The organism is Fructobacillus sp. ESL1117, from assembly GCF_058508565.1.
Map to the genome: position 1 here is coordinate 458702 of NZ_CP196385.1, position 21787 is coordinate 480488.

Here is a 21787-nt window from a genome sequence, read left to right on the forward strand (position 1 = left end):
GCAAATCGGAGTAATAAAATTACTAATCATTCTTAATTAAATACTCCAGTAATAGTATCCCATACTTTGGCCGCACCGGCAACAGTAGTATTAACACCATTGCTGAAATTATGTGCTGCGTCAGTAAACCAATTTGATGATGACGAAGATGATGAAGTATTAGTATTGCTAGTGCTCGTTTGACTAGCGTCTGAAACACTAAAGTTATCTCCGGTCGTATTTGGTAAAATTTGACCCAATGAAGTTTTAACAAAGTAGCCAATTGTGCCCATCAAGCCGATTGGTAGCGAACTGGTATTGTCACCTTCCAAACCTTCCCAAGAAACTTGAACAATATCCTTGGTATAAGCCACAGCCCATGAATCCTTTGATGAATTAGCATTGTTTGAATCATTAGGATTTTCAGTCGTTCCAGTTTTACCAGCAATCTTATAACCAGATGGTGCTGCACCCGTTCCAGTTCCACTGGTATAGGTACCAAGCATCATCTTGGTCATATTATCCGCAACTGATTTTGAAATCACTTGCTTTTGAGTTACCTTTGGCTGCGCTACGATGACCTTACCAGAAGAATCAACAATTTTAGTAATATAGTGTGCTTGTGACATTGTTCCGTCATTTGCAAAAGCCGTATAGGCAGACGCCATTTGAGATGGTGACACACCAGTCGTCAAACCACCAAGGGCCAAGGCATAATTTTTATCTGCATCAACCAATGGCAAGCCAAACTTCTTACCAGAATCAAAGCCAACATTGACACCTAACTTATTCAACAAATAAACAGCTGGAATATTATATGAATGCTCTAAGGCCACATACATTGGCACATCAGCCGTTTCGACATTCAGCGCATTATTTGGAGAATAATTATTCGTACCAAAGGTCATCTTCTTATTAGGTAACTTGGTATTAATACTGTAACCAGCTTCCAATGCTGGCGCATAAACAACCAAAGGTTTAATAATCGATCCGGGTTGCAACTGTGACTGAGTGGCACGGTTGAAGCCGCGGAAAGTATGTTGGGTTTCACGGCCACCGATAACGGCTCGGACCCCACCTGTCTTAGCATCTAAGACAATCGAAGCCGCCTGTGCCTGTGACTGATTGCCAAAAAGACTACTTTTCTGGAAATCATTTTGCATGTTTTCCTGGTCCTTTTGGTTCAGAGTTGTATAGATTTTATAACCGCGGTTCATGATGTCTTTTTCGTCCAAACCGTACTTATTGACGACTTCGTTAATCACGGCATCAAAGAACCATGGATAATGGTACGACTCATCACCCGTATAGTTGTCATGCAACACAATATCAGTTGCCTGAGCAGCCTTTTCCTGCTCCTTGGTCAACTTCTTGTTTTCATACATTGTTTGCAAAACCAAGTTTCTACGAGCCTTTGAGCGGTCTGGATTATCGATTGGATTAAAGCCAGAAGGATTCGTTAGCATGCCGGCCAGAGTAGCCGCTTGTTCCGTCGTCAAGTCCTTTGCGTGAACACCAAAGTATTTCTCAGAAGCATCTTCAACCCCCCAAACACCATGACCAAACCATGCATTATTCAGGTACATCGTCAAAATTTGATTTTTCGAATAAACCTGTTCAACTTGCATCGATAAGAAAATCTCTTTGGCCTTTCGAGTAAAGGTTTGCTCTTGGGTCAAATAAGCATTTTTTACCAGTTGCTGGGTAATGGTCGATCCACCACCAGAAATGACATGTGAACCGGTCAAGCGGTTGCGAACAAACAAGTACGCTGCTCGACCAAGGCCAGAAACGGAGAACCCATGTTCTTTATAAAAATTACGATCCTCAATTGACAGAACAGCATCGCGCATATTTTGTGAAATCTGATCATATTTGACATAGGTACCTTTTTGCGAGTACAACGACCCAGCATAGTTATTCGAACTATCGTAGATATTCGTCGTTTGTGATAGTGATGCTTCCAGCTTTTGTACGTGCGTCGTCTTGGCCATCGTCACTAAGTAGACTGACGTCACTAAGAACAGCGACATAAAAATCAGAATCAGAAGTCGACCAATTTGATACCGGTTCCAAGTGGGAGCCGTTCGTTTCCAAAAGGCTGTATTTTTAAGTGAAAATTTTGCTTTCATCCATTTTCCTTTAACCAACAGGGCTCATGCCTGTCGCATAACGCACAGGTGGTCACCGATAAAAAGAGTTTTTTACATTTCCTTTGGTGCCTGCACACCAAGGATTGAGAGCGCAATTGTCAAAGTCGTGGAGACGGCCTTAACCAAAGCGAGGCGACCATTCAAGTTTTCGTCTTCTGCCAAAATCTTAGAATTAGCATAATACTTATTGAACGAACGAGCCAACGTTAATGCATATTTAGCAATTACTGACGGTTCACGGTGGTCAAAGGCACGCACAACAGTAGCAGGAAAGTTTGCCAAGGTCGTCACAATGTCCCACGTTTGTGAATCATCCAGACTGATTTGTCCTTCGTTAACCGCAACGCCTGCCTTCCGGAGAATTGATTGGGCCCGTGCATTCGTATATTGCACGTATGGTCCGGTATCCCCTTCAAATCGAACAACTTCACCGAGGTTAAAGTCAAAGTTATTGGTCCGGTCATTCATCAAATCGTGGAAGACCACCGCTCCAGCGCCGACTTCTTCGGCCACCTGGTCTTTGTTGGCCAAATCAGGGTTCTTTTCATTGATTTGTGAAAGGGCAAGCTCGTGAGCGTCATCCAAAACATCCTTCAACAAGACAACATCACCCTTACGAGTTGACATCTTCTTACCGTTAAAGGTAATCAAACCAAAGGAAATGTGTTCAACATCATCCGCCCATGGTAAGCCAAGCAAAGTCAAAACAGCCTTTAATTGCACAAAATGCTCACGCTGTTCGCCACCAACAACGTACAAAGACTTCGCAAAATCATAAGTTTCCTTACGATAAATGGCTGCTGCCAAATCACGGGTCATGTACAAAGTGGCACCATCAGTTCGCTTAATCATCGCTGGTGTCAAATTTTCATTAATTGGTGACAAGTCAACAATTTGTGCACCCTGTGATTCCTGCAGCAGGTTCTTTTCTTCCAACATTTCAACGACTTTATCCATCTTGTCGTTGTAGAAAGCTTCCCCATTAAAGGAATCAAATTCAATGCCCAAACGGTCATAAATTTCTGTAAATTCCTTCAATGATTCTTCACGGAACCAGGCCCAAAGGCGCTTAGCCTCTGGGTCACCATCTTCAAGCTTCTTAAACCAAGCACGGCCTTCATCGTCCAATGATGGATCTTCCTTCGCTTTATCGTGAAATTCCACATAATACTTCAGAAGAGTGGCAATTGGATCGGCCTTGACCTCCTCCTCAGATCCCCAAGTCTTATAAGCATAAATCAGCTTACCAAACTGAGTGCCCCAGTCACCAAGGTGGTTGATTTTAACCGGTTGATAGCCGTTTTCTTCAGCTAAGTTCGCCAAAGCATTTCCAATCACTGTCGACCGCAGGTGCCCCATTGACATTGGCTTAGCAATGTTTGGAGAGGACATATCCAAAGTAATATTTTGTCCTTGACCACGGTTGTTTTTGCCATACTGGTCACCAGCAGTCAAAACAGCGGTCAATGTTTCTTGTGTCATCGCCTGCTTGTCCAAGAAAAAGTTGATGTAAGGGCCAGTTGCGACAACCTTTTCAAAACCACTTTGGTCGATTTGTTCAACGAGGTCAGCCGCAATTTGTTGTGGGGCTTTCTTTAAAACCTTTGCCAAAGTAAAGGTTGGAAAAGCCAAGTCACCCATCTTGGTGTCCTTAGGCGCTTCGACCTTGTTTGCGATTTCTTCAGCTGTCATGTCAGGTAGGACCGCCTGTAAGGCGGAAGTCACTGCTTGATTTGTTGCCATTGCTATTATCCTTTTATTAATTGCTTCACTATCTTGCAAAAGAGGACTCGTCTCTTATTAACCAAAGAGACGAGCCCTGCCCGCGGTACCACTCTAATAGCCATGATGGCCACTTTGTTATCAAATTCTGAGCAGAAAAAGCCGCGCGGGCCAGGGCCAGCCCTTAACTCACACTAACGTTAAGGTCACTGCAAAGCTGGGCACCTGCCTTCTATCTTTTTCAATTACAACCAAGAAGGCCTTATTCAGACTTTTTATCCTGGGGTGCTGCCTTGATGACTTCCACATCGGCCATTCGAACAACAGCGCGGTGGTTCATTTCATTGACGGCTGGTTGGTCAGCTGGATCATTTTCAATGATTTCGACCAACAATGCATTTTCGTAAACCTTTTCAACCTTACCGGTAAAGGGATTTTCAAGGTTCCCGTATGCTGGGGCGAGCAACTCATCCCCCACATGATACTTGGATTCTTGCTTTTCGTCTTCCTTGCTCATCACAGCCTCCTGCTTACTTTCATATAGGTCACTATTATACCATAAAGTTTCAAGATGTTAGTAAATCAGCCACCAGGGCGATAATGTCTTCAGCAACTTCTGTTTTCAATTTAGCCGCCACCCGGATGGGGTCTTGGTCGGCGGTGACCAAGGTCACCTTGTTCGTATCCTTGTTAAAACCGGCGCCGGCCTCTAAAACATTATTCGCCACAATCAAATCGGCATGTTTTTTGACTAATTTAGCCTGGGCATTTTCGATCAGGTTTTCGGTTTCGGCCGCAAAGCCAACCACTACCTGTCCCGGCTTTTTCGCCTCACCCACGGTCTTTAAGATGTCGGGATTTTGCACCAAATCTAAAATCATGTGCTCATCGCCACGTTTTTTAACCTTGTGTTCGGATACTTCAGCCACCCGAAAATCAGATACCGCCGCCGCGCCAATGTATACATCAGCTACCGCCATTTCTTTTTGAACGGCTGCCAACATCTCTCTCGTGTCACCAACTAAATTAACTCGAATGGCTGGATTCACCGGTCGCGAGGTTGCCGCCACCAACGTGACAGTCGCACCAGCTGCTCGGGCAGCTTCGGCTAAAGCATAACCCATTTTACCGGAAGACTTATTCGTCAAATAGCGCACTGGATCGATTGGCTCACGCGTGCCACCAGCAGTAACCACAATCTTTTTACCCACTAAAGGCTTTTCCTCGAAAACCGCATCCTGAAAGCCATCCCAGGCTAAATCAGTAATCGCCGTCACAATTTCAGCTGGTTCAACCATCCTGCCTTTGGCTTCATAACCTTCAGCCAAAAAACCACTAGTCGGTCCAATAAAGTCAAAGTCATCTTTCTTCAGCTGGTCAACATTCCGCTGCACTGCAGGATTACTCCACATGACATCGTTCATTGCCGGTACAGCAATCTTGCGCGCTGCGCTGGCCATAATCGTGGCCGTTAAGACGTTGTCGGCGAGTCCCAAGGCCAATTTAGCCAAGGTATTAGCTGTCAAAGGCGCCAGCACAATCAAATCAGCCCACTTTGCTAATTGAACATGGTCAACCTCACTGCCAGCCCCCTGCCAACTCGCATCGGTCAAAACGGGGTGCGTCGACAGTACCGCCAACGTTTTGGCTGGTATAAACTCTTGAGCCGCATCCGTCATCACCACCTTGACATTCGCTTTGGCCTTGATCAACAGTCGCGTTAATTCAGCCGCCTTATAGGCCGCTACGCCACCCGTTACAGCTAAGAGGACGTTTTTATCTTGGTAGAATGTCATGGCTAATCCTCCACAAGTAATTTTTGACCTGACAAAAGCGCCCGCTGACACTCCTTCACAGCGGCATAATCACCGATATATGGTGTGTCAACGCCGCCAACCTTTTGGTAAGGGTCCTCACCCTTACCGGCCACTACAACCAAGTCATTTTCACCGGACAAATCAATCGCCCGATGAATGGCAGTAATCCGGTCCATCTCAAAATGAACTCGGACATGATCATTTTTAATGCCATCGGCAATCGTCTTAGCAATTGTCAGCGGGTTCTCGTATTGGGGATCATCAGCTGTCAAAAAGACCTGGTCTGCCTTTTGTGACAAGACTTTGGCAAAATCAGCTCGGCGGGAAACGCCCTTATTTCCTGGTGCACCCAAAACCACAATGACTTGTCCGTCTGGGGACTGCGCCTTGGCAAAGGCCAAAAGCGACAGTAATGAAACATAGTTGTGGGCGTAATCGACAAAGGCCACACCGTGACCAGGCAACTTTAATGAAAGCATCCGCCCTGGAATCGTGACTTCATCCAATCCCTTTACCATCGAGCCGTGGTCAGCTCCAGCTAGACCAACCATCATGAGCGCTGCCACGGCGTTTTCCTCATTAAAGTCACCGGGAAGGTTTAAACGGTAACCACCACTAATCACTTGTAAATCAGGAACCATCGGACCAGCTGCGACTGTGAAATGCGATTCATGCAGAGCAGACTCTTGACTCGTAAAGGTCACTAATGGTTGCTGATCATTTACTGGGGTCATTTTGGTCCGGCCATAAGTTAAGACCCGGTCATGTCGACTAGCAGCACGAGTAAAGATTTCCTGGTAATGGTCCATTTCAGCATTCAAAATCACATGGTCAGAGTGATCCAACAGCATTTCCTTATGGGCCAAATAGTCGGCAAAGGTTGGGTGCTCATTTGGTCCGATATGATCCGGTGAAATATTTAAAAAGGCCCCCACGTTAAAACGTAAACCATAAACGCGGTTGCGCAAGTATGCCTGCGAGGAGACTTCCATGACCAAGTGGGTCATGCCATTATCCACCGCTCGACGCATATCTTTAAAGAGTTCAAAGGATTCGGGCGTGGTCAAATCTGATTTTTTCTTATCCGCCGGTTTTGGACCAACAATTCGATCGACCGTCGAAAACAGTGCCGTCTTCCCCTTAGTTGCCTCCTTGAGCATCGTATAGGCAAAGTAGGCAGCCGTTGTCTTCCCTTTGGTTCCCGTGAAGGCTCCAATCCAAAGATGGTCTTGTGGGTAATCAAAGTAAGCCATCGCCAACACTGATAAAGCCTTTTGGCTATCAGTCACCAACCATTGGGGTAAATCAATCCCCAAATCATGGTCGGCTACCAAGGCCGTCACGCCGGCAACCCCATCAAGGTATTTTGCCTTAAAGGCCCCTTTCACAACAAAGAGCGTCTGATCCTGGACCTGACGAGTGTCATAGTGGAGGTGGTCAAAGACTAAATCATCAGTGGGTTCGCTGACGACTAAGTCGTGTTTTTGTAAAATTTTTGTCACATCTTGTCTAGTTAATCGCATAAGCTCATTATAGCATAGGCCCACCAAAAGCGAACCGGTAAAAAGACTGAAGCCAAGCCCTTTTTTAGCAAAAAAAGACCAAGAATACTCGGCCTTTTATCAAGGAATTTCCCGCAATATGATTTACCCTCAGCAAAAAGACAAATCAACTCCGATCAGTTGACTGATGGCATTTTTTGGCTGCTTTTCTGTTCCGTAGACCAAGGGTTATCCAAGTTATCAGTCCACTTATTTTCTTAATAAAGGTTTTAAGGCAATTGGTGTAAAAATTGTCGTTAACAGAATCACCAGGGTTAACATGGCATAGTGACCCGAGCTCAAGACATGAGCTGACAGCGCCAAATCGGCAATCACAATGGCCATCTCACCACGCGACACCATTCCAACACCAACAACCCGGGCATCGAAAACTGGCACCTTAACCAGCCGAGCCCCAAAGTAAGCCCCAAAAAACTTCGTCAAAATCGCAAAGATGGTCAAAATCGCAATCAATGGCAGATTCACTAACTGGCCGACCAGTGTGACTTTTAAACCGATATTAACAAAGAATATCGGAATAAAGACCGTTTGCCCGATTAAAGTGACACCATGTTCAATCGACGCAGCTGATTTTTGCCGAGAAAAAAGCACACCGACAACAAAAGCCACAATGGCAGCCGAAAAGCCAATTGTTTCTGACATGGTTGCACTTAGTAAAACAATGACCAAAGCAAAGGTCAAAACAGCTCCCGGCAGCGACAAGCGACTAATTGCTGGCAAGATTTTAGGCAGTACGTAAAGCAAAACTGCTACTAGGCCAAGTAAAAACATGACCATCAATACAATCGTAAACCACAATGGGCGCTTGGTTTCCTCACCAATGCCAAAGGCCGTCTGATAAACTGTCCACATCAGAATCGCCAAAATGTCATCTAAAACGGCCGCACCCAGGATAGTTGCCCCGGCATCTGATTGAACCTGATGGTACTCAGTCAAAATTTGCGCCGTAATCGAAACGGACGTCGCCGAAAATAATACCGACCAAAAAAGAGATTTCTCATCAGTCATCCCCAAGGTCAGTCCCAATACTAAAAAGACCACAAAAGGTGTTACCACTCCAGCTAAAGCCACTGCTCCAGCCTGCCGGGCATGGCGCTTTAATAATCCCAAATCAGATTCGATTCCGGCCAGAAACATCAAGAGCAAAACGCCGACCTCTGCCCACGTGGCCAGGCTATGATTAGTAGACAACAAGCGCAAACCAGCTGGTCCCAAAATAATCCCTGCCCCAATTTGACCGACAACCGTTGGCAGGCGCAAGCGTTCCGCTAACCAAGACATTGCTAAAGCCCCAAACAAAATCAATCCAAATGTCCAAACCGTCATTTTCTTTCTCCTCATTAATAGCTAAATCACTTGAAATGAGCAAAGAAAAAAGCCCACTCCAAGCGAACCTAACTCCCCCGTTAGGTTCCGCCTTGAGTATGACCTCAACCAAAGTTTTTATTTAATGTTGCCATTATAGCATTAATTAAACCAAGAACTCAAATCAGGCAAAACGTTCAAGTTCATGTTAATCAACATTTCAACTGTCCTTTTAGCAATCGAAAACCTGGTGTGATAGTGCTGGCAGAAAAAACGCTGTTGCTCAAACTGCAACGCCTTGTGGCAAAACCGTAAAACGGCGATTACCTTTAGTTATGACGAATCACCAACAGCCTATCCAAGCTGATTTTGGTCATTTTTGGCCTACTTCAGTCCGATCAACCACCAAAAAACAGATTTATTACCCCAATTTAAAAGCAACCTAAAAGGACTGACACCGTTAAAATACCGGGTATCAGTCCTTTTATTTATTCGATAATCTGTCTTAGCGTGCAGGCGTCTGCAAAAGATCACCAACGTGTTCCGCCAATAAAGCTCGAACTTGGTCAGTTGCATGGGTTTCCATCAGCAATTGTCGTAGCTGGGAAGCATGCGGGAAGCCCCTCAAATAAATCTTAAAGTAACGCTTCAATGCTTCAAAATTCTTGGTAGAAACCGTCTGGTTCACTTCATCAAACAGGTCCAACTGCAGTTCCAAAAGAGCAATTGACTCTGATAAAGTGTGTTCTTGGTGGCCTGGTTCAAAGGCGTATGGATCATTTAGGACACCACGGCCAATCATCACCCCATCAATCCCTGGGTGTGCGGTAGCCAAAGCCAGCCCGTGCTCGTAGTCCTTGACATCCCCATTGATTTGAAGGAGTGTCTGAGGTGCCAACCGATCACGCATGGCAATAATGTCGTCAATCAACTCGAAGTGAGCATCAACCTTGGACATTTCCTTGCGAGTTCGCAAATGAATCGTCAGAACTTGAATGTCCTGTTCAAAAATCATCGTCAACCAGTCGTGGTACTCCTCGACCTTATAAAAGCCCAATCGGGTCTTTACAGATACGGGCAAACCACTTTCCTTGGCTGCAGCAATTAATGCCTTGGCTCGGTCTGGATGACGGATCAAATCAGACCCAGCATCGTTCTTGATCACCGTGCCATCTGGGCAACCCATATTCAAATCAACGGCCTGGTAGCCCATTTCAGGAAGCAACTTCGCCGCTTCGGCAATCACTTCCGGCTTTGACCCCCAGATTTGAGCAATTGGCATTTGTTCACCCGGCGCAACCGCTAGGCGACCCTGCACCGAAAACTTGGCTTCGGGATGAACCATGGAAGCCGCATTCGTGAACTCCGTATAATACACATCCGGCCCACCAGCTTTTGCCACCACACGACGGAAAATCGTATCGGTGACCGCTTCCATTGGTGCCATTGAGAAGAATGGGCGTTTATTTCCGTTTTCATCTTTGGCTTCATCCACAACCTGTTGCCAAAATGCACTCTTAGCAGTTGTCATAAGCCCTCCTTTCGGCTTTTTAAAAGCCCAGTAAAATCAACCTTACTATTTTAGCATGGTTGGCTGTCTTTTTCAAAAATCCAGGTTGTTCATAAGTCCTCCCAAAGAAAAAACCGACACTACCATTGAAGACAACTCCCGCAATTTGCTCATCAAAATTGCGGCGTTTGTATCAGTACAGTAGCACTCGGCCGATTGCTTATTTTTGATTTTTAAAAAGAATTTGGTCCCTTTGTCGCTTTAATTTCCTGTAAAACCTGAGCCAGTGCGCGGGAACGGTCGTGATAAGTAACTAATTCGGGCAGGGCCATTTCAGACAAAGTCAGACCATTCTCGGCCTCCATAATATCATCCAGTCCACCAATTAATTCCCCACCACGTGGTTCCGTGGCAATTTTAACGCCACCCTTGCCGGTACCAGTATACAATTGACCGGTCGGACTACAGGCGCAAAGAATCGCCAAAAGGTAAGCCGACCGCTCCTGCCCTTGGTCATAAAGATCTAAGATATAATTAATCTCGGCTTCCTGACCAATAACCTGCAAGCTCTTAAATTCCCGTGAAGAAGTTACACCAAAACGGTCAGGAAAGGCCTGGAGGTAAAGGCCGGTATCATCGGCCAAAATCCAATCATTTGGCAAATACTGGTGAATAAAAGAAGCTTTGGCCTGGGCATTTTCTAGCTGCGAATCGGTCGTTTCCTCTGGAAAAGCCAATTCCTTTTTCAAGATATCTCGATAATTAGTCACGCTATGACCCATTGCTTGAGCCAAAACAGCCATTTCTTTCGTCTTAGCAGAATTATTTGAAGCAAATACAAAGTCCATATCGGCAGTTCTCTTTCCTACAAATTCAAGTTTTCCAGCAGCTTAACCTTGGTCACTTCACCTGCATACAGCGTCTCTTGTTGACCCGTAGCATTCTCGGTCATCATTAAGCCACCCTGGTCACTAATACCGGTCACTACCCCTGTTTTTTCATCTGTACCAACCTTAACAGTTATCGTGTGACCAATCAACAAAGAACGCTCTCGATACGCTGGCAGATAGGCACCATCTTGGTAGGTTGTCGCCATTTTTAAGAGGTTGACAACCAATTGAGCCAAAACCAAATTTAAGTCCAAATTATTTGCATCATTTGTCAGCACAGTTCCTGCCTTGGACTCGAGTCCATCAGGGAAGGCCCCTGGCATTAGGTTAATGGCAAAGCCGAGAATCACAGCTGAATACTGCTGGCTCTCAAAGTCAAAAATCCCCTCCGTAATCACACCACCAATTTTACGTCGGTGTAAAATCAGGTCATTGACCCATTTCAATTGAAAAGGAGCGGCTGGAAAAAAAACTTGCAGCCCCTGAACTAAAGCAACAGCAGCTGAAGTCGTTAAAAGACTAGGTGCTAATCGTGTGCCAACAGCTACAGGCATGACTAACGAAACATATAGCCCCCGATCTTTGGGCGAATAAAATGCCCGGCCCTGGCGACCATAGCCACCACTTTGCTCTCGGGCAACCAACAAGGTTGGCTTTGTCAACGGCTGTTTGGCAACCAGATCCTTTGCATAAGCCTGGGTCGAATCAATTTGTTCAAAAACCCGGACTTTTGGCTGCTGATTTTCAGCCAAATCAGAATCCAAAAGATGCAACCACTGCTTTAACACAAGAGGATCAACCTGCCGACTGCTTAAATAGGCATAACCAGCCTTCTTACGACTCGCAATTTGATGACCATCAACCTTTAACGACCGGACCGCTTTCCAAATCGATTCACGCGATAAATTCAATACCTGTGCCAAGCTATCCCCGGAAAAATAAACACCTGGCTGCGTTAATAAAATAGCTAAAACCCGGTCTTTGGTACTGCGTTCTTGTTTCTCCATCAAATTTCCCCTCCAATCTTCGCTGACTAGCATGGGCCGCAAAACAGCCTCACCGCGGCCGCTAAAATTTTAATGCTGGCTCGCCCGCCAAAGGGCCTGATCCAAAAAGACTGCTAAAGCAATTTTAAGTAAATCACCAGGTACAAAGACCATATTTGCCCAGTAAACTGACCAGAAGCCAAGGCCCTGGTTAAAATGTAGCCAAGCCGCTCCCAAGCCAAAGTTCAAGATCAAATCAACGATAATCAGCAGGATAACACTCTGCCACCAAGCCGGTTGAGCTAAGTTTCGATGGCCAAAAACCCAGCGATTCAACAGCCAATAAACTGACGGTAAAAGGAGCCAAGCCCAGATATAACCAGCTGTTGGACCAGTTAAAACAGCTAAACCACCGCGACCACCAGAAAGAACAGGTAAGCCGACCGCTGCTAAAAGAAAGAAAACGGCCATTACCATCGTTCCTCGTTTTGGCCCTAAGATAAGGACCACCAGCATAACAGCTAGGTTTTGCAGTACGATCGGTACTGGCAAGAAGCCCAACGGAATTCCTGGAATCATAGCAAACACAATTAATAGCGCAACAAAGACAGCACCTTTCGTTAAATCTTGTAAACGTGATTTTGGTGTCATGAACATGCTCCTTTTTTAGTAACCCAATTCAGTTTGACTAGGTAACTAAAATATTAACAAGAAATACTTCGATTGTCAAAATAAAACCAGTAATCGATTGCGATTACTGGTTTTATCAGTGTCATTGTCTTTCCTTGATTGTAAAGGAACGTTTGTTAGTGGCTGACTTTGCTCGAGATTGGTGATCCTTTCCCTGTTGCGAAGTAGCAGGTTGCTTTTGCGAATTTGTCGAAGCGTTATTTCCCTGTTTCATCTGCCCCTGTTTTGTATTCTTACCAGCCTGGCTCGTCTTAGTTCCGTGACCCTGGCGAGTATTTTTCTGGTTTGATCCATCCTGACGGTTTTCGTTTTGATGTTGCGTCCTCGACTTTTGACGTTGACCGCTTCCTTGACCACCCTTCATCCCTTGACGTTTTTGCCCTGGGCCGCCATCCTGGTTAGCCTTTTGCTGCTGATTTCGGCGACGATTATTAGCTAGGGCACCCTTCTTTGCAGAGACTGGACTATCAGCTTCTCTTCCCGGCTTCTGATTGGATAATTCCTGAACCGTCTTATTTGTCTTTCGCTCAATTTTTTTGAAACGATGTTGGTGATTCTTTCGCTTGGAGCTATTTCCACTCGAACCGCGCTTCGCTGATCCAGTTTCATTCTGTCTTTGCTCACCATTTTGTCCACCCCTGTTGCTTGGGCGTTGATTACGGCCGTTCGTCACCTTGGCTGGTTTACGGCTAGTAACAGGTTTCTTCAGCCTCGACGGTTTACGCACTGTTTTCTTAGGGTTAGCAGATTCCCAATCGGCTAAGAAATCATGAACCTTAACTGGTCGGAAAGAATGAGTTGCATTCGATAAGACGAAGTAAGGCGCACCAAAATTTACATATTCATAAAGATAATCAGCCAAAGCACTAATTTTTTGGTCGGCAGTCACTTCGCGGTCATCTTGATAAAAGCCGCGCAAGCGCAATTGGTCTGCCGAAATGTCACCAACAATGTAGTCATACTGCTTTAAAAGCGGTGTATAGCGAATCGCTAATTTACTGGCATCAAAGGCATCCTTGAAATTTTCCTGCAAAGTCAACTTCAACCCATCAATGGTAATTTCATCCCCAAAAACACTGACCTGAAATTCTTTTTCACGCTCAGCTTGTTGGGTGATTGTCCGTTCTTTAAGACTTTCGTGGTTCATAATTCCTCTTCAGCCGCTAGTAACTGTTCAGTCTACTGGGCATGTTCCTGATAATATTGTGCAAGTAGTTCTCGTAGAAAGATTTTTTGATTGATCTTAGCGGGTGCCTCATCCAACACTTGGAAAAAACTAATCCAGCGATAATGGTCTAAGGTTGCAATTTGATAAGTTTTTTCTGGTTCAACAACAAGACCCGCATACCGTAATTGACCGTCATCATTACGATCAAGACCATCAATCAGCAAATGACCAAAAACTTTCCCACGAAAACCGGAGCCCTTCATTTTGTGGTTAACCAAGGCATTTTCCCGCTCCTCAAACTCGGTAACTAAGGTCATTAATTGGGTTCCGGTCAAGGTCGTCACCATAGGATGGATAGCATGCGGCATTGAGGCTAGAAAATCCTCAGCCGTGTCAGTTCCAGCCGGCAAATCCTGCAAAAACAGACCAGAAGAACAAAAAGCAACGGGCAATCCTGTCGACTCCTTCAAAGCTGCTAAACAGGCTTGTCCCTGATCAGAAATTGTTTTGCCCTGGTTAAAATGAACAATTTTCTGCGCTTCTTCTAACCCTGCCCCTCGATCATGAAGAGCCTGAATTTCAGCTAAGTCACCAGGTTCGGTTGGCAATTCACCAAGTGGAATGGCTCGCGCTTGTTTAGAAATCAGCTGATGGTTTTCGTCTAAAACCAAATCAATTTCGCCAGCGTGGTCCCCGTAACGTCCTGCCGCTGCCAACAAGGTACCGTGATTCATCTCGCCATCAGGCAAAACGTGGTGGGTGTGGGCACCAATAATGACGTCTAAATCATATTTTTCAGCTAACTCACGGTCGGTTGGCAGGCCCAGGTGTGAAAGTAAAATCACCAGGTCAGCCTCTTTTCGCAGCCTTGGCACCAAGTCATCCAAAACATCTTTAACTGCTAGCGGTTGCCAGTCTAGTGATCGATAAGTCATTTCATAGGGAGCCGTCAAGCCAATGATGGCAACCTTCGTTTGATTATTAGTGGTCAATATCTTGTAAGGTTCTGCCCAGGCAGGCTGATTGTCCCCGGGCAATTCCTTCAAGTTCGCCAGAATAACTGAATAATTTGCTTGATCGTATAAATGGTTTAAATCAGTATGGGCCATACCCAAACCTTCATTATTACCAATCGTAACAGCATCATAATGAGCAGCATTCATCAAGTCGACGTTCGCCTTGCCCAAAGTGGCGTCAGTTAGCGGATGGAAGCGGTCAATGGCATCACCAATATCGAAGTTAAAAGTTGTATCCGCAGTTTTTTTAGCTAGCAAAAAGCGCCGTAGGCGTGGCCAGGCCTCAAAGTGCGAATGCAAATCATTGGTGTGTCGTAATTGTATGGCTTCCATAGCTTACCCCCGTTCATCTTATCTTATCATTAAAGGGCCTTTTTCAGAAAGCTTTTATCAAAAAAGTATGCATTAAAAATAAGGACAAAATCAGCATACAGCGACCAACCTGATTTGATAAAAATTAAAGGAATGACAATACCGCGCCGAATTAAATTACTAAGTTATTTTCCAAAATTAAAAAGACCGAACATGTCCGAGTTCAGTCTTTTTTTAAATCCCTGATGAAATTAATCAACTGGTAAAACGATTAAGTCCTTTGGCAAATCAGCAGTCAAAACTTCATGGCCATCCTTCGTAATCAAGACATCGTCTTCAATCCGGACGCCACCCTTGCCGGCCAAATAAATTCCAGGTTCGACCGTCAAAAGGTTACCAACTTGAACTTCGTCACTCGAACGCGATGAAAGGTAAGGGCCTTCGTGAATATCCAAACCAGCACCGTGGCCTGTTGAGTGCTGGAATTCCTCACCATAGCCCTTTTCTGTAATAAAGTCACGGGCCACTCGGTCAACCTCAGAGGCCGAAATACCAGCCTTCAAAACAGCAATCGTGTTTTCATTGGCTTCCTTGACGATTTCATAAATTTTCTTCAATTCAGGATCAATTTCGCCCAAGGCAAACGTCCGGGTAACGTCAGATGTGTACCCATCAACATAGTAACCAAAATCAACCGTGACCAGTTCACCAGCTTCCAGCTTCTTATCACTGGCCATTCCGTGTGGCATCGCTGAACGATAGCCGGAAGCAACAATCGTCTCAAAGGAAGGCTTTTCCGCCCCAAATTGCTTTTGCAAGACATCCAAACGGTTAGCGACTTCCTTTTCAGTCATCCCCACCTTAACTTCTTTCAACAAAGCATTAAAGGCTTTGATGGATGCTTGAGCAGCTTTGCGCAACGCATCAGCTTCTTGATCATCCTTCGTTTCACGCAACGCTTCGACAGCACCTGGAACGGCATCAAAACTGACATTGGCTGGCAGCAAGTCATCTAACTCTTCATAGAAAGCATATGGCAAATCAGATTCGAAGCCGAGCTTTTCGATCCCAAATTCGCGAGCAACTTCAACAGCCTTTTCGTAGTATTGACGCGTAACCTTCAGTGAAACACCCTGTGGTAACGTACCAACATACTCATTTTCGTAACGAGCATCCGTGATAAAAGCAGCATCAGCTAAGGATACAACCAAAACACCATCACCAGGAACCCCACCAAAACCAATCAGGTAATTCAAGTTCGAGGCATTGGAAATAATCATTCCCTGCAAGTCCAACTTCTTCAACAGCTTTTGAAACTTGTTCAAACGTTCTTCATAAAATCCCACGGTATGACCCTCCAAATTTTAATATAGCTTGCGGCTATTGTACCATAAGTTTGAAGCTTTCTAAAAGAAAGTTCTCATTTTGTTTTAAGAAATACAAAATAATTGTCCAATGTTTTAAAAGACCAAATCAAGCAAAATTTAGGCAAAAAAAAACAGCCAAAGCTGTTTTTTCCCAATTAGTTAGGCGTTAGCAAGTAACTGATTGTATTCTTCCCGAGTATAAACGGAAACTTGGCGCTTGTCACGACCCTTGCGTTCGAACTTAACAACACCGTCAGTCAAAGCAAAAAGTGTGTCATCGCCACCCTTTTTAACGTTTTGACCTGGGTAGATGTGCGTTCCACGTTGGCGGTAAATGATTGAACCAGCAGTCAAGGCTTGTCCATCAGCGACCTTCGTACCTAAACGACGACCAGCTGAGTCACGACCGTTGGCAGATGATCCACCCCCCTTGTGGTGGGCAAAGAGTTGCAAGTTATCTTGATTCATCAACATAAGTCTATTCTCCTTTAACAGTGATGATTACGCGATGGAATCAATCTTCACGCGTGTATATGGTTGGCGGTGTCCCTGCTTTGTGTGGGAATGCTTCTTAGGACGGTACTTGAAAGTAACAACCTTCTTTTCCTTACCCTGCTTTTCAACAGTTCCAGAAACCTTAGCACCATCAACAAATGGGGTACCGATCTTTGAGTCAGTCAAGACGACTTGGTCGAAAACAACCTTGTCCCCTTCTTGTGCGTCCAACTTTTCAACAAAGATGGTATCGCCTTCAGCGACTTTGTATTGCTTGCCGCCAGTAACAATAATTGCGTAGGCCATTATTGAATTCTCCTTTTATACTTAGACTCACCATCTCTAGGCGGCTATCACTAGCTTCTTAAACCTGAGATGTGTGGTTGTAGCTGCGCTAACAACTAATTAATTTTATCAAAGTTGTCCCGTTTTATCAAGAAAATCTTTATATTTAACCATTTTAACGCATAATCAAAGCAATGATTCCAATGTGTCTTTTCTAATTTAGATTTTCATAATTTTTCATTGTTAGCAACTAGACATCAAAATCAAAAAGTAATAATCCCGTCTTTTTCGTCCGCGTCATCGTTACCCGCCAAATTTCACGGAATTCTTCGAGAATTTCATCATAAGTCAGTGCCATCGAGTCTTGCAGCCACAAAGACACACAAGCCCAGAAACCAGCGACGATGATTTCCCATTGATAAATCAAGTGTTTCTTTAGTTTTTCATCGCCTACATCAGCCAAGGCCCGATCACGTTGTTCGCGTAGTGCGGCCATCAAATCAACCATTAAAGACTTATCCTGACCGTTGTTCAAAACGGCATTATAGAATATTCCTTGCTCTGAAATAACTTCCAACACCTCACGTACACGAAACTTTTCTTCAGTCTTTTCCGTAAACTGACGAATAAGTTCCCGATTGACATCATTGATCAAGTCCGCCTTATTATTATAGTGTCGGTAAAAGGTTCCACGAGTCACGCGACCTTTCAACAGTAATTCGGCAATTGAGAAATGATCTGTTCTTGATAATAATTCAATCGCTGCTGAACGAAGAACCTGTCTTGAACGTAAGACACGAGCATCCGTTAACTTCTTAGTCATGTAATCTCTCCAATCTTTAAAAGGATAAAGCGATTCAACTTGTCTTGATTATAACAACAAAGAATTAAATTGACTTAAATATCAAGCAGATTAACAAAAAAGGTCGAATAATTGTCCTAAACGACAATTATCGACCTTTTTCACTAGTAAAAATATGACTGCTACGAAACCTTATTTAGCATTAGCTGTCTTTGTAGCTCGTGACCATGGCGAGAAGAACAGGCCGATCACATCATTTCCCAAGTAAAGGATATAAGTGACAAACAAGACCCAGTTGGCATCTCCTTGCCATGCTGTTACTCCCCAGAGGGTAACTGACATCAGTCCCTGCAATGTCCACATCCAATATTGTGAGTGGAACTTGGCAATGGTTAATGCGGCACCGGTTACCCCGATTGCTGCTGAAAAAGCGTCTAACCATGGCCGCGGAGAAATCAGCAAATGTGTGTCCATCATAAAGAGCAAGAAGAACGCCACTACGAAAGTTACCAGAGCCAAACGCCAGCCATTAGCATTCATTGCTTTAATTTTACGGTTTTGCCAAGCGTTACCGAAAAACATAAAATTCAAATCTAATGCCACTACATAAACCATCTGCATCAAAATATCAGAGTAGTTTTTCGAGTGGAAGGCCACAATCGAAATCAGAATGGCTGAAATAAAACCTAGCAAACCATTAATTCGTTTGTTTGCCGTAATGGCCAAAGTACAAGCAAATCCGATCGCCCCACCAACCATGGACAAAACTGACAAAGTTTCCAATCCATGTGGGAAACCAGTCGCCAAAATGACTACTAGACCAATTGCTAACCAGGCATAAGATTGCTTATCCCAACCAGAAAACCCTTCTTTATAATAAGACCAGGTGAAAATCTGTTTCATGTTCGTCTTTACATCCTGCCAGGTATAACCAGACGTTGATTGTTCGTTACTCATAAAGCTCCTCCAACGGCTCAGGGATAGTCTTCCCCGAACATTTTAATGTACGCTGCCAAAGATGTTAACCAAAACCACCCCTAGGACCAAAAAGGCTAGGCCAACGATTGTTTGCCAATTCAAATGAACATTGAACAAGGCAACACTCAAGCACGTAACAACTAGTATACCACTTGCCGACCAGATTGCATATGCAAGGTAAACCGGCATCGATTTAACGACTAGCGACAAAAGGTAGAAAGACAGGGCATAACAGCTTAGGGTCAAAACTGTCGGTAACAATTTTGTAAAACCAGCTGTACTGCCAATTAGGGTCGTACCAGTCGTTTCAGCGATAATAGCGAGGGCTAAATAAAGATAAGTTAACATTTCTATCTCCTTTTATGTCTATGCCCTCAATTATCAGTGATGAGCCTCTAGATAACAAGGATTTCCGTGTAACAATTAACGAACAAGCTTTCCCCTTTTGATCAGTTAGTAAAATTTTTAATAGTAATTCAGTCTTTTTTTTGCTATTCTTAATTGTGTTAGATTTTTATGATTTGCACTGGTAGCTCAGCTGGATAGAGCAGCCGGTTTCTACCCGGCAGGTCGAGGGTTCGAACCCCCCTCAGTGCATCGAAAGCGTTGATATATCAACGTTTACCAGTCATCTGCACGACTTTCACACGACAACACGAACTGTCAATTAAACAAACACCCCAATCTCAATTAAGAGACTAGGGTGTTTTTTATTGTCACGCTTAATCACAATTCATCAATCATCGCTTACGTTGGTTCGCCTTTCCTGAATAAGTTGTTCTAACTCATTGAAGTCGTCTTCTGTTGCTAACTTGCGAATGAACGATCGTGAATCGGTTCTATACAATAGATACTTTTTGTGTTCTTTGTTCTTTTCAGCCCAGCGCTTGTTTGTTTCATTTTGCGCAGTCGTTGAGCTTTCATACTCTGCTGGTCGCCCTACTTTTTTATCTGTCATTTAATTACACCATAAATTGCGATTAGTAACGAAATTACCAACAGCACTAAAGCCGTCCAGCCTACCCATGAAGGTTTATTATTTTTCATAAAGATGTTAAAACGAGCGTAGACGAAGAAGACCCTTGCGGGCCTCACTTCTTATTTTGTTAAAGAGCTAATCAGTTGAGCAATAGCTGGTAGTAGTGCACTTACTGCAAGAATTATCTCAAGCATGGTTGGCTTTTTCTTTTTATGCCCTCGAAACATCACTTTCGAATCAAATGTACCCAGTTAGCTACCAACAATGCGTATCTTTGTCCCCACCTTCAATTTATTCCAAAATAGAATAATATGAACCTGATTTCAACAGGTAAAAAGCGCTTATTTTTCAGCCAATCCCCCTTCAAAAGCCTTTCATAACAACGATTACGCCTAATTTAGGGATGTGCTATATTAAGGACACCCAAGGAGGTGCTTGGATGAAAAAAGCAAAAAATTTTGTACAAAATCTAGTCAACTTAACTAAAAGCAAAGCTTGGCCAGCAGCCCTCCGCCAACAGTTTTCGTTACGATGGCATCCACTTCTTCGGTAGTTTTTTATCAGACAAACTGTGTCACACTAACGTTCGGTAAAGGAGAACTCATGAATAATATTAAAAAATGGGGCGAATTGGCCACTTTGACCCTAGCCACGTTACTCGGCATGCAACTGACGGACAATCAGGCATCTGCTTATGTTTTTGATACAGCTAAGTTTCAAAAAGGTCAAGTTCCAGATACAAGACGGTCGCCTTTTTCCTCAGTCGTATTTATCGTTGATGGTGAAACGGGTGATTCAGCTAGTGGTGTCTTGATTGCCCCCGACACTGTTTTAACCGCCGCCCACGTTGTTTTACGTCAACGTGATGAAAGTGACAGAACAACCTTTTCAGACTGGCCCAGACAGTTAATTAATCCCAGCTCGCTATCAATTCGGCCGGCCTATGGCGGGGAATCTGGCTCAACAGTCGAAAGATACCCATTCGGTTGGCATTATCACGGTCAAACAGTTGCTATTCCGGCAGAATACTTCGAGGCTGCCCTTCGACCCAATGGTGATGCTGGTGATAACGATATTGCATTAATCCACTTAAATCAACCCGTACAAGGTGCGCCGATACTACCGCTAGGTGAATTTCGTCCGCAAGACATAAACCGTTCCATTGTCTCAGCCATTGGCTTCCCGGCAACACTTGGTCCTGGAAATATGAATGAACCGGAGAACCAGGATGACCGTATGTACGCTGATTACGGTACCGTTTCAGCCATCACCGGTCGTCAGCTATTAACAACGAATATAAATTGGTCACATGGTAGTAGTGGTGGCCCACTGCTCAATTCGTTCAACCAAGTCGTTGGCATTGTTAGTTCATCAAATGCCTATGGTAATTTTGCTACCAGAATTGACTCCGGCTTAAATTGCTGGATTCAAGAACGAATGCATGAGCATGACCAAGATTTAGCACCTGAAAATTCACGCAGACGTTGGCGTCAATTGGGCAACCAGCGTGTCTATTTTGATCATAATGGTGAAGCAACCGCTATCGTTGGCCAAAAAAACGCAGATAACTTCGGTGTTTTAGACTTGTCCCTACCAGGTCGAGCAAATCATTCGGAGCTATAAATTTCATTCAAACAACAATTCAAAACATGTTGATAACACCATGTTCAGTCCAAAAGGCTGGTCCAAAATCGCTAATCAATCTTTGGATTAAAAATAGTGATTGCTTGCTGAAAACGTTTTACATTCCGTTCGAAAACAAATACAATGA

Annotated in this window: 20 protein-coding genes, 1 tRNA gene and 1 other annotated feature; of the genes, 2 read left to right on the forward strand and 19 right to left on the reverse strand. The window is 44.3% G+C overall.

Translation table 11 applies throughout. From position 1 onward, the window contains the following. Window positions 1–32: 32 nt before the first annotated feature. The 18 genes from ACSYSH_RS01930 to ACSYSH_RS02015 form a co-directional block, all read right to left on the reverse strand. Window positions 33–2111 carry a PBP1A family penicillin-binding protein gene (locus ACSYSH_RS01930; protein WP_491702504.1) on the reverse strand — a complete coding sequence of 693 codons (2079 nt, stop codon included), beginning with the start codon at window positions 2109–2111 and terminating at the stop codon, window positions 33–35. Window positions 2112–2183: 72 nt separating this feature from the next. Further along, a complete protein-coding gene (argS, locus tag ACSYSH_RS01935; protein WP_252773869.1) occupies window positions 2184–3875 on the reverse strand; it encodes an arginine--tRNA ligase in 1692 nt (563 codons plus the stop codon). Window positions 3876–4116: 241 nt separating this feature from the next. Beyond that, complete coding sequence (locus tag ACSYSH_RS01940; RefSeq protein ID WP_252773868.1) at window positions 4117–4371, reverse strand: hypothetical protein; 255 nt, start codon at window positions 4369–4371, stop codon at window positions 4117–4119. Window positions 4372–4420: 49 nt separating this feature from the next. Further along, entirely contained in the window at window positions 4421–5650 is a 1230-nt protein-coding gene (coaBC, locus tag ACSYSH_RS01945; RefSeq protein WP_489815744.1) for a bifunctional phosphopantothenoylcysteine decarboxylase/phosphopantothenate--cysteine ligase CoaBC, read from the reverse strand. Window positions 5651–5652: 2 nt separating this feature from the next. Then, window positions 5653–7194, reverse strand: a complete 1542-nt coding sequence (gene murE, locus ACSYSH_RS01950) for a UDP-N-acetylmuramyl-tripeptide synthetase (RefSeq protein WP_491702503.1) — start codon at window positions 7192–7194, stop codon at window positions 5653–5655. 228 nt (window positions 7195–7422) lie between these two features. Next, window positions 7423–8559, reverse strand: coding sequence for a cation:proton antiporter (locus ACSYSH_RS01955; protein WP_491702502.1), 1137 nt, complete (start codon window positions 8557–8559; stop codon window positions 7423–7425). 484 nt (window positions 8560–9043) lie between these two features. Next, a complete protein-coding gene (locus ACSYSH_RS01960) occupies window positions 9044–10069 on the reverse strand; it encodes a tRNA dihydrouridine synthase (RefSeq protein WP_252773864.1) in 1026 nt (341 codons plus the stop codon). Window positions 10070–10281: 212 nt separating this feature from the next. Then, complete coding sequence (locus ACSYSH_RS01965) at window positions 10282–10896, reverse strand: non-canonical purine NTP pyrophosphatase (RefSeq protein WP_489815748.1); 615 nt, start codon at window positions 10894–10896, stop codon at window positions 10282–10284. Window positions 10897–10913: 17 nt separating this feature from the next. Next, complete coding sequence (locus ACSYSH_RS01970; RefSeq protein ID WP_489815749.1) at window positions 10914–11945, reverse strand: biotin--[acetyl-CoA-carboxylase] ligase; 1032 nt, start codon at window positions 11943–11945, stop codon at window positions 10914–10916. A 69-nt stretch (window positions 11946–12014) separates the two neighbouring features. After that, window positions 12015–12575, reverse strand: coding sequence for a biotin transporter BioY (locus tag ACSYSH_RS01975; protein WP_252773861.1), 561 nt, complete (start codon window positions 12573–12575; stop codon window positions 12015–12017). A 121-nt stretch (window positions 12576–12696) separates the two neighbouring features. Further along, the gene (locus ACSYSH_RS01980) at window positions 12697–13761 is read right to left on the reverse strand and encodes a YutD family protein (protein WP_491702501.1); all 1065 of its coding nucleotides are present in this window, start codon (window positions 13759–13761) and stop codon (window positions 12697–12699) included. A gap of 32 nt (window positions 13762–13793) precedes the next feature. Continuing rightward, a complete protein-coding gene (locus ACSYSH_RS01985) occupies window positions 13794–15131 on the reverse strand; it encodes a bifunctional metallophosphatase/5'-nucleotidase (RefSeq protein WP_489815751.1) in 1338 nt (445 codons plus the stop codon). A gap of 230 nt (window positions 15132–15361) precedes the next feature. Beyond that, complete coding sequence (locus ACSYSH_RS01990; RefSeq protein WP_491702500.1) at window positions 15362–16456, reverse strand: M24 family metallopeptidase; 1095 nt, start codon at window positions 16454–16456, stop codon at window positions 15362–15364. Between the two features lie 180 nt (window positions 16457–16636). Continuing rightward, a complete protein-coding gene (rpmA, locus tag ACSYSH_RS01995; RefSeq protein WP_047975143.1) occupies window positions 16637–16951 on the reverse strand; it encodes a 50S ribosomal protein L27 in 315 nt (104 codons plus the stop codon). A gap of 27 nt (window positions 16952–16978) precedes the next feature. After that, window positions 16979–17278: a 50S ribosomal protein L21 gene (rplU, locus tag ACSYSH_RS02000; protein WP_047975142.1), complete on the reverse strand. Its 300-nt coding sequence runs from the start codon at window positions 17276–17278 to the stop codon at window positions 16979–16981. 13 nt (window positions 17279–17291) lie between these two features. Next, window positions 17292–17367, reverse strand: a sequence feature (ribosomal protein L21 leader region). A 140-nt stretch (window positions 17368–17507) separates the two neighbouring features. Then, window positions 17508–18080, reverse strand: coding sequence for a TetR/AcrR family transcriptional regulator (locus ACSYSH_RS02005; protein WP_489815753.1), 573 nt, complete (start codon window positions 18078–18080; stop codon window positions 17508–17510). Window positions 18081–18251: 171 nt separating this feature from the next. Then, window positions 18252–19016, reverse strand: a complete 765-nt coding sequence (pnuC, locus tag ACSYSH_RS02010; protein WP_491702499.1) for a nicotinamide riboside transporter PnuC — start codon at window positions 19014–19016, stop codon at window positions 18252–18254. A gap of 42 nt (window positions 19017–19058) precedes the next feature. Continuing rightward, window positions 19059–19385, reverse strand: a complete 327-nt coding sequence (locus ACSYSH_RS02015) for a DMT family transporter (RefSeq protein ID WP_489815755.1) — start codon at window positions 19383–19385, stop codon at window positions 19059–19061. 175 nt (window positions 19386–19560) lie between these two features. Here ACSYSH_RS02015 and ACSYSH_RS02020 point away from each other — a divergent pair. Continuing rightward, a tRNA-Arg gene (locus ACSYSH_RS02020) sits at window positions 19561–19634 on the forward strand. 139 nt (window positions 19635–19773) lie between these two features. Here the strand turns inward: ACSYSH_RS02020 and ACSYSH_RS02025 are convergent. After that, window positions 19774–19995, reverse strand: a complete 222-nt coding sequence (locus ACSYSH_RS02025) for a hypothetical protein (protein ID WP_491702498.1) — start codon at window positions 19993–19995, stop codon at window positions 19774–19776. Window positions 19996–20619: 624 nt separating this feature from the next. Between ACSYSH_RS02025 and ACSYSH_RS02030 the strand changes: the two genes are divergently transcribed. After that, window positions 20620–21639, forward strand: a complete 1020-nt coding sequence (locus ACSYSH_RS02030; protein ID WP_489815757.1) for a trypsin-like serine peptidase — start codon at window positions 20620–20622, stop codon at window positions 21637–21639. Window positions 21640–21787: the final 148 nt, after the last annotated feature.

Excerpts from the sequence above, each read along its gene's own strand:
- rpmA (WP_047975143.1), bottom strand. The coding sequence starts at position 16,951 with ATGTTGATGAATCAAGATAACTTGCAACTCTTTGCCCACCACAAGGGG.
- ACSYSH_RS01970 (WP_489815749.1), bottom strand. The coding sequence starts at position 11,945 with ATGGAGAAACAAGAACGCAGTACCAAAGACCGGGTTTTAGCTATTTTA.
- ACSYSH_RS01960 (WP_252773864.1), bottom strand. The coding sequence starts at position 10,069 with ATGACAACTGCTAAGAGTGCATTTTGGCAACAGGTTGTGGATGAAGCC.
- rplU (WP_047975142.1), bottom strand. The coding sequence starts at position 17,278 with ATGGCCTACGCAATTATTGTTACTGGCGGCAAGCAATACAAAGTCGCT.
- argS (WP_252773869.1), bottom strand. The coding sequence starts at position 3,875 with ATGGCAACAAATCAAGCAGTGACTTCCGCCTTACAGGCGGTCCTACCT.
- ACSYSH_RS02030 (WP_489815757.1), top strand. The coding sequence starts at position 20,620 with ATGAATAATATTAAAAAATGGGGCGAATTGGCCACTTTGACCCTAGCC.
- coaBC (WP_489815744.1), bottom strand. The coding sequence starts at position 5,650 with ATGACATTCTACCAAGATAAAAACGTCCTCTTAGCTGTAACGGGTGGC.
- ACSYSH_RS02025 (WP_491702498.1), bottom strand. The coding sequence starts at position 19,995 with ATGACAGATAAAAAAGTAGGGCGACCAGCAGAGTATGAAAGCTCAACG.
- ACSYSH_RS01985 (WP_489815751.1), bottom strand. The coding sequence starts at position 15,131 with ATGGAAGCCATACAATTACGACACACCAATGATTTGCATTCGCACTTT.
- pnuC (WP_491702499.1), bottom strand. The coding sequence starts at position 19,016 with ATGAGTAACGAACAATCAACGTCTGGTTATACCTGGCAGGATGTAAAG.
- ACSYSH_RS01955 (WP_491702502.1), bottom strand. The coding sequence starts at position 8,559 with ATGACGGTTTGGACATTTGGATTGATTTTGTTTGGGGCTTTAGCAATG.
- ACSYSH_RS02015 (WP_489815755.1), bottom strand. The coding sequence starts at position 19,385 with ATGTTAACTTATCTTTATTTAGCCCTCGCTATTATCGCTGAAACGACT.
- ACSYSH_RS01975 (WP_252773861.1), bottom strand. The coding sequence starts at position 12,575 with ATGACACCAAAATCACGTTTACAAGATTTAACGAAAGGTGCTGTCTTT.
- ACSYSH_RS01930 (WP_491702504.1), bottom strand. The coding sequence starts at position 2,111 with ATGAAAGCAAAATTTTCACTTAAAAATACAGCCTTTTGGAAACGAACG.
- murE (WP_491702503.1), bottom strand. The coding sequence starts at position 7,194 with ATGCGATTAACTAGACAAGATGTGACAAAAATTTTACAAAAACACGAC.
- ACSYSH_RS01940 (WP_252773868.1), bottom strand. The coding sequence starts at position 4,371 with ATGAGCAAGGAAGACGAAAAGCAAGAATCCAAGTATCATGTGGGGGAT.
- ACSYSH_RS02005 (WP_489815753.1), bottom strand. The coding sequence starts at position 18,080 with ATGACTAAGAAGTTAACGGATGCTCGTGTCTTACGTTCAAGACAGGTT.
- ACSYSH_RS01980 (WP_491702501.1), bottom strand. The coding sequence starts at position 13,761 with ATGAACCACGAAAGTCTTAAAGAACGGACAATCACCCAACAAGCTGAG.
- ACSYSH_RS01965 (WP_489815748.1), bottom strand. The coding sequence starts at position 10,896 with ATGGACTTTGTATTTGCTTCAAATAATTCTGCTAAGACGAAAGAAATG.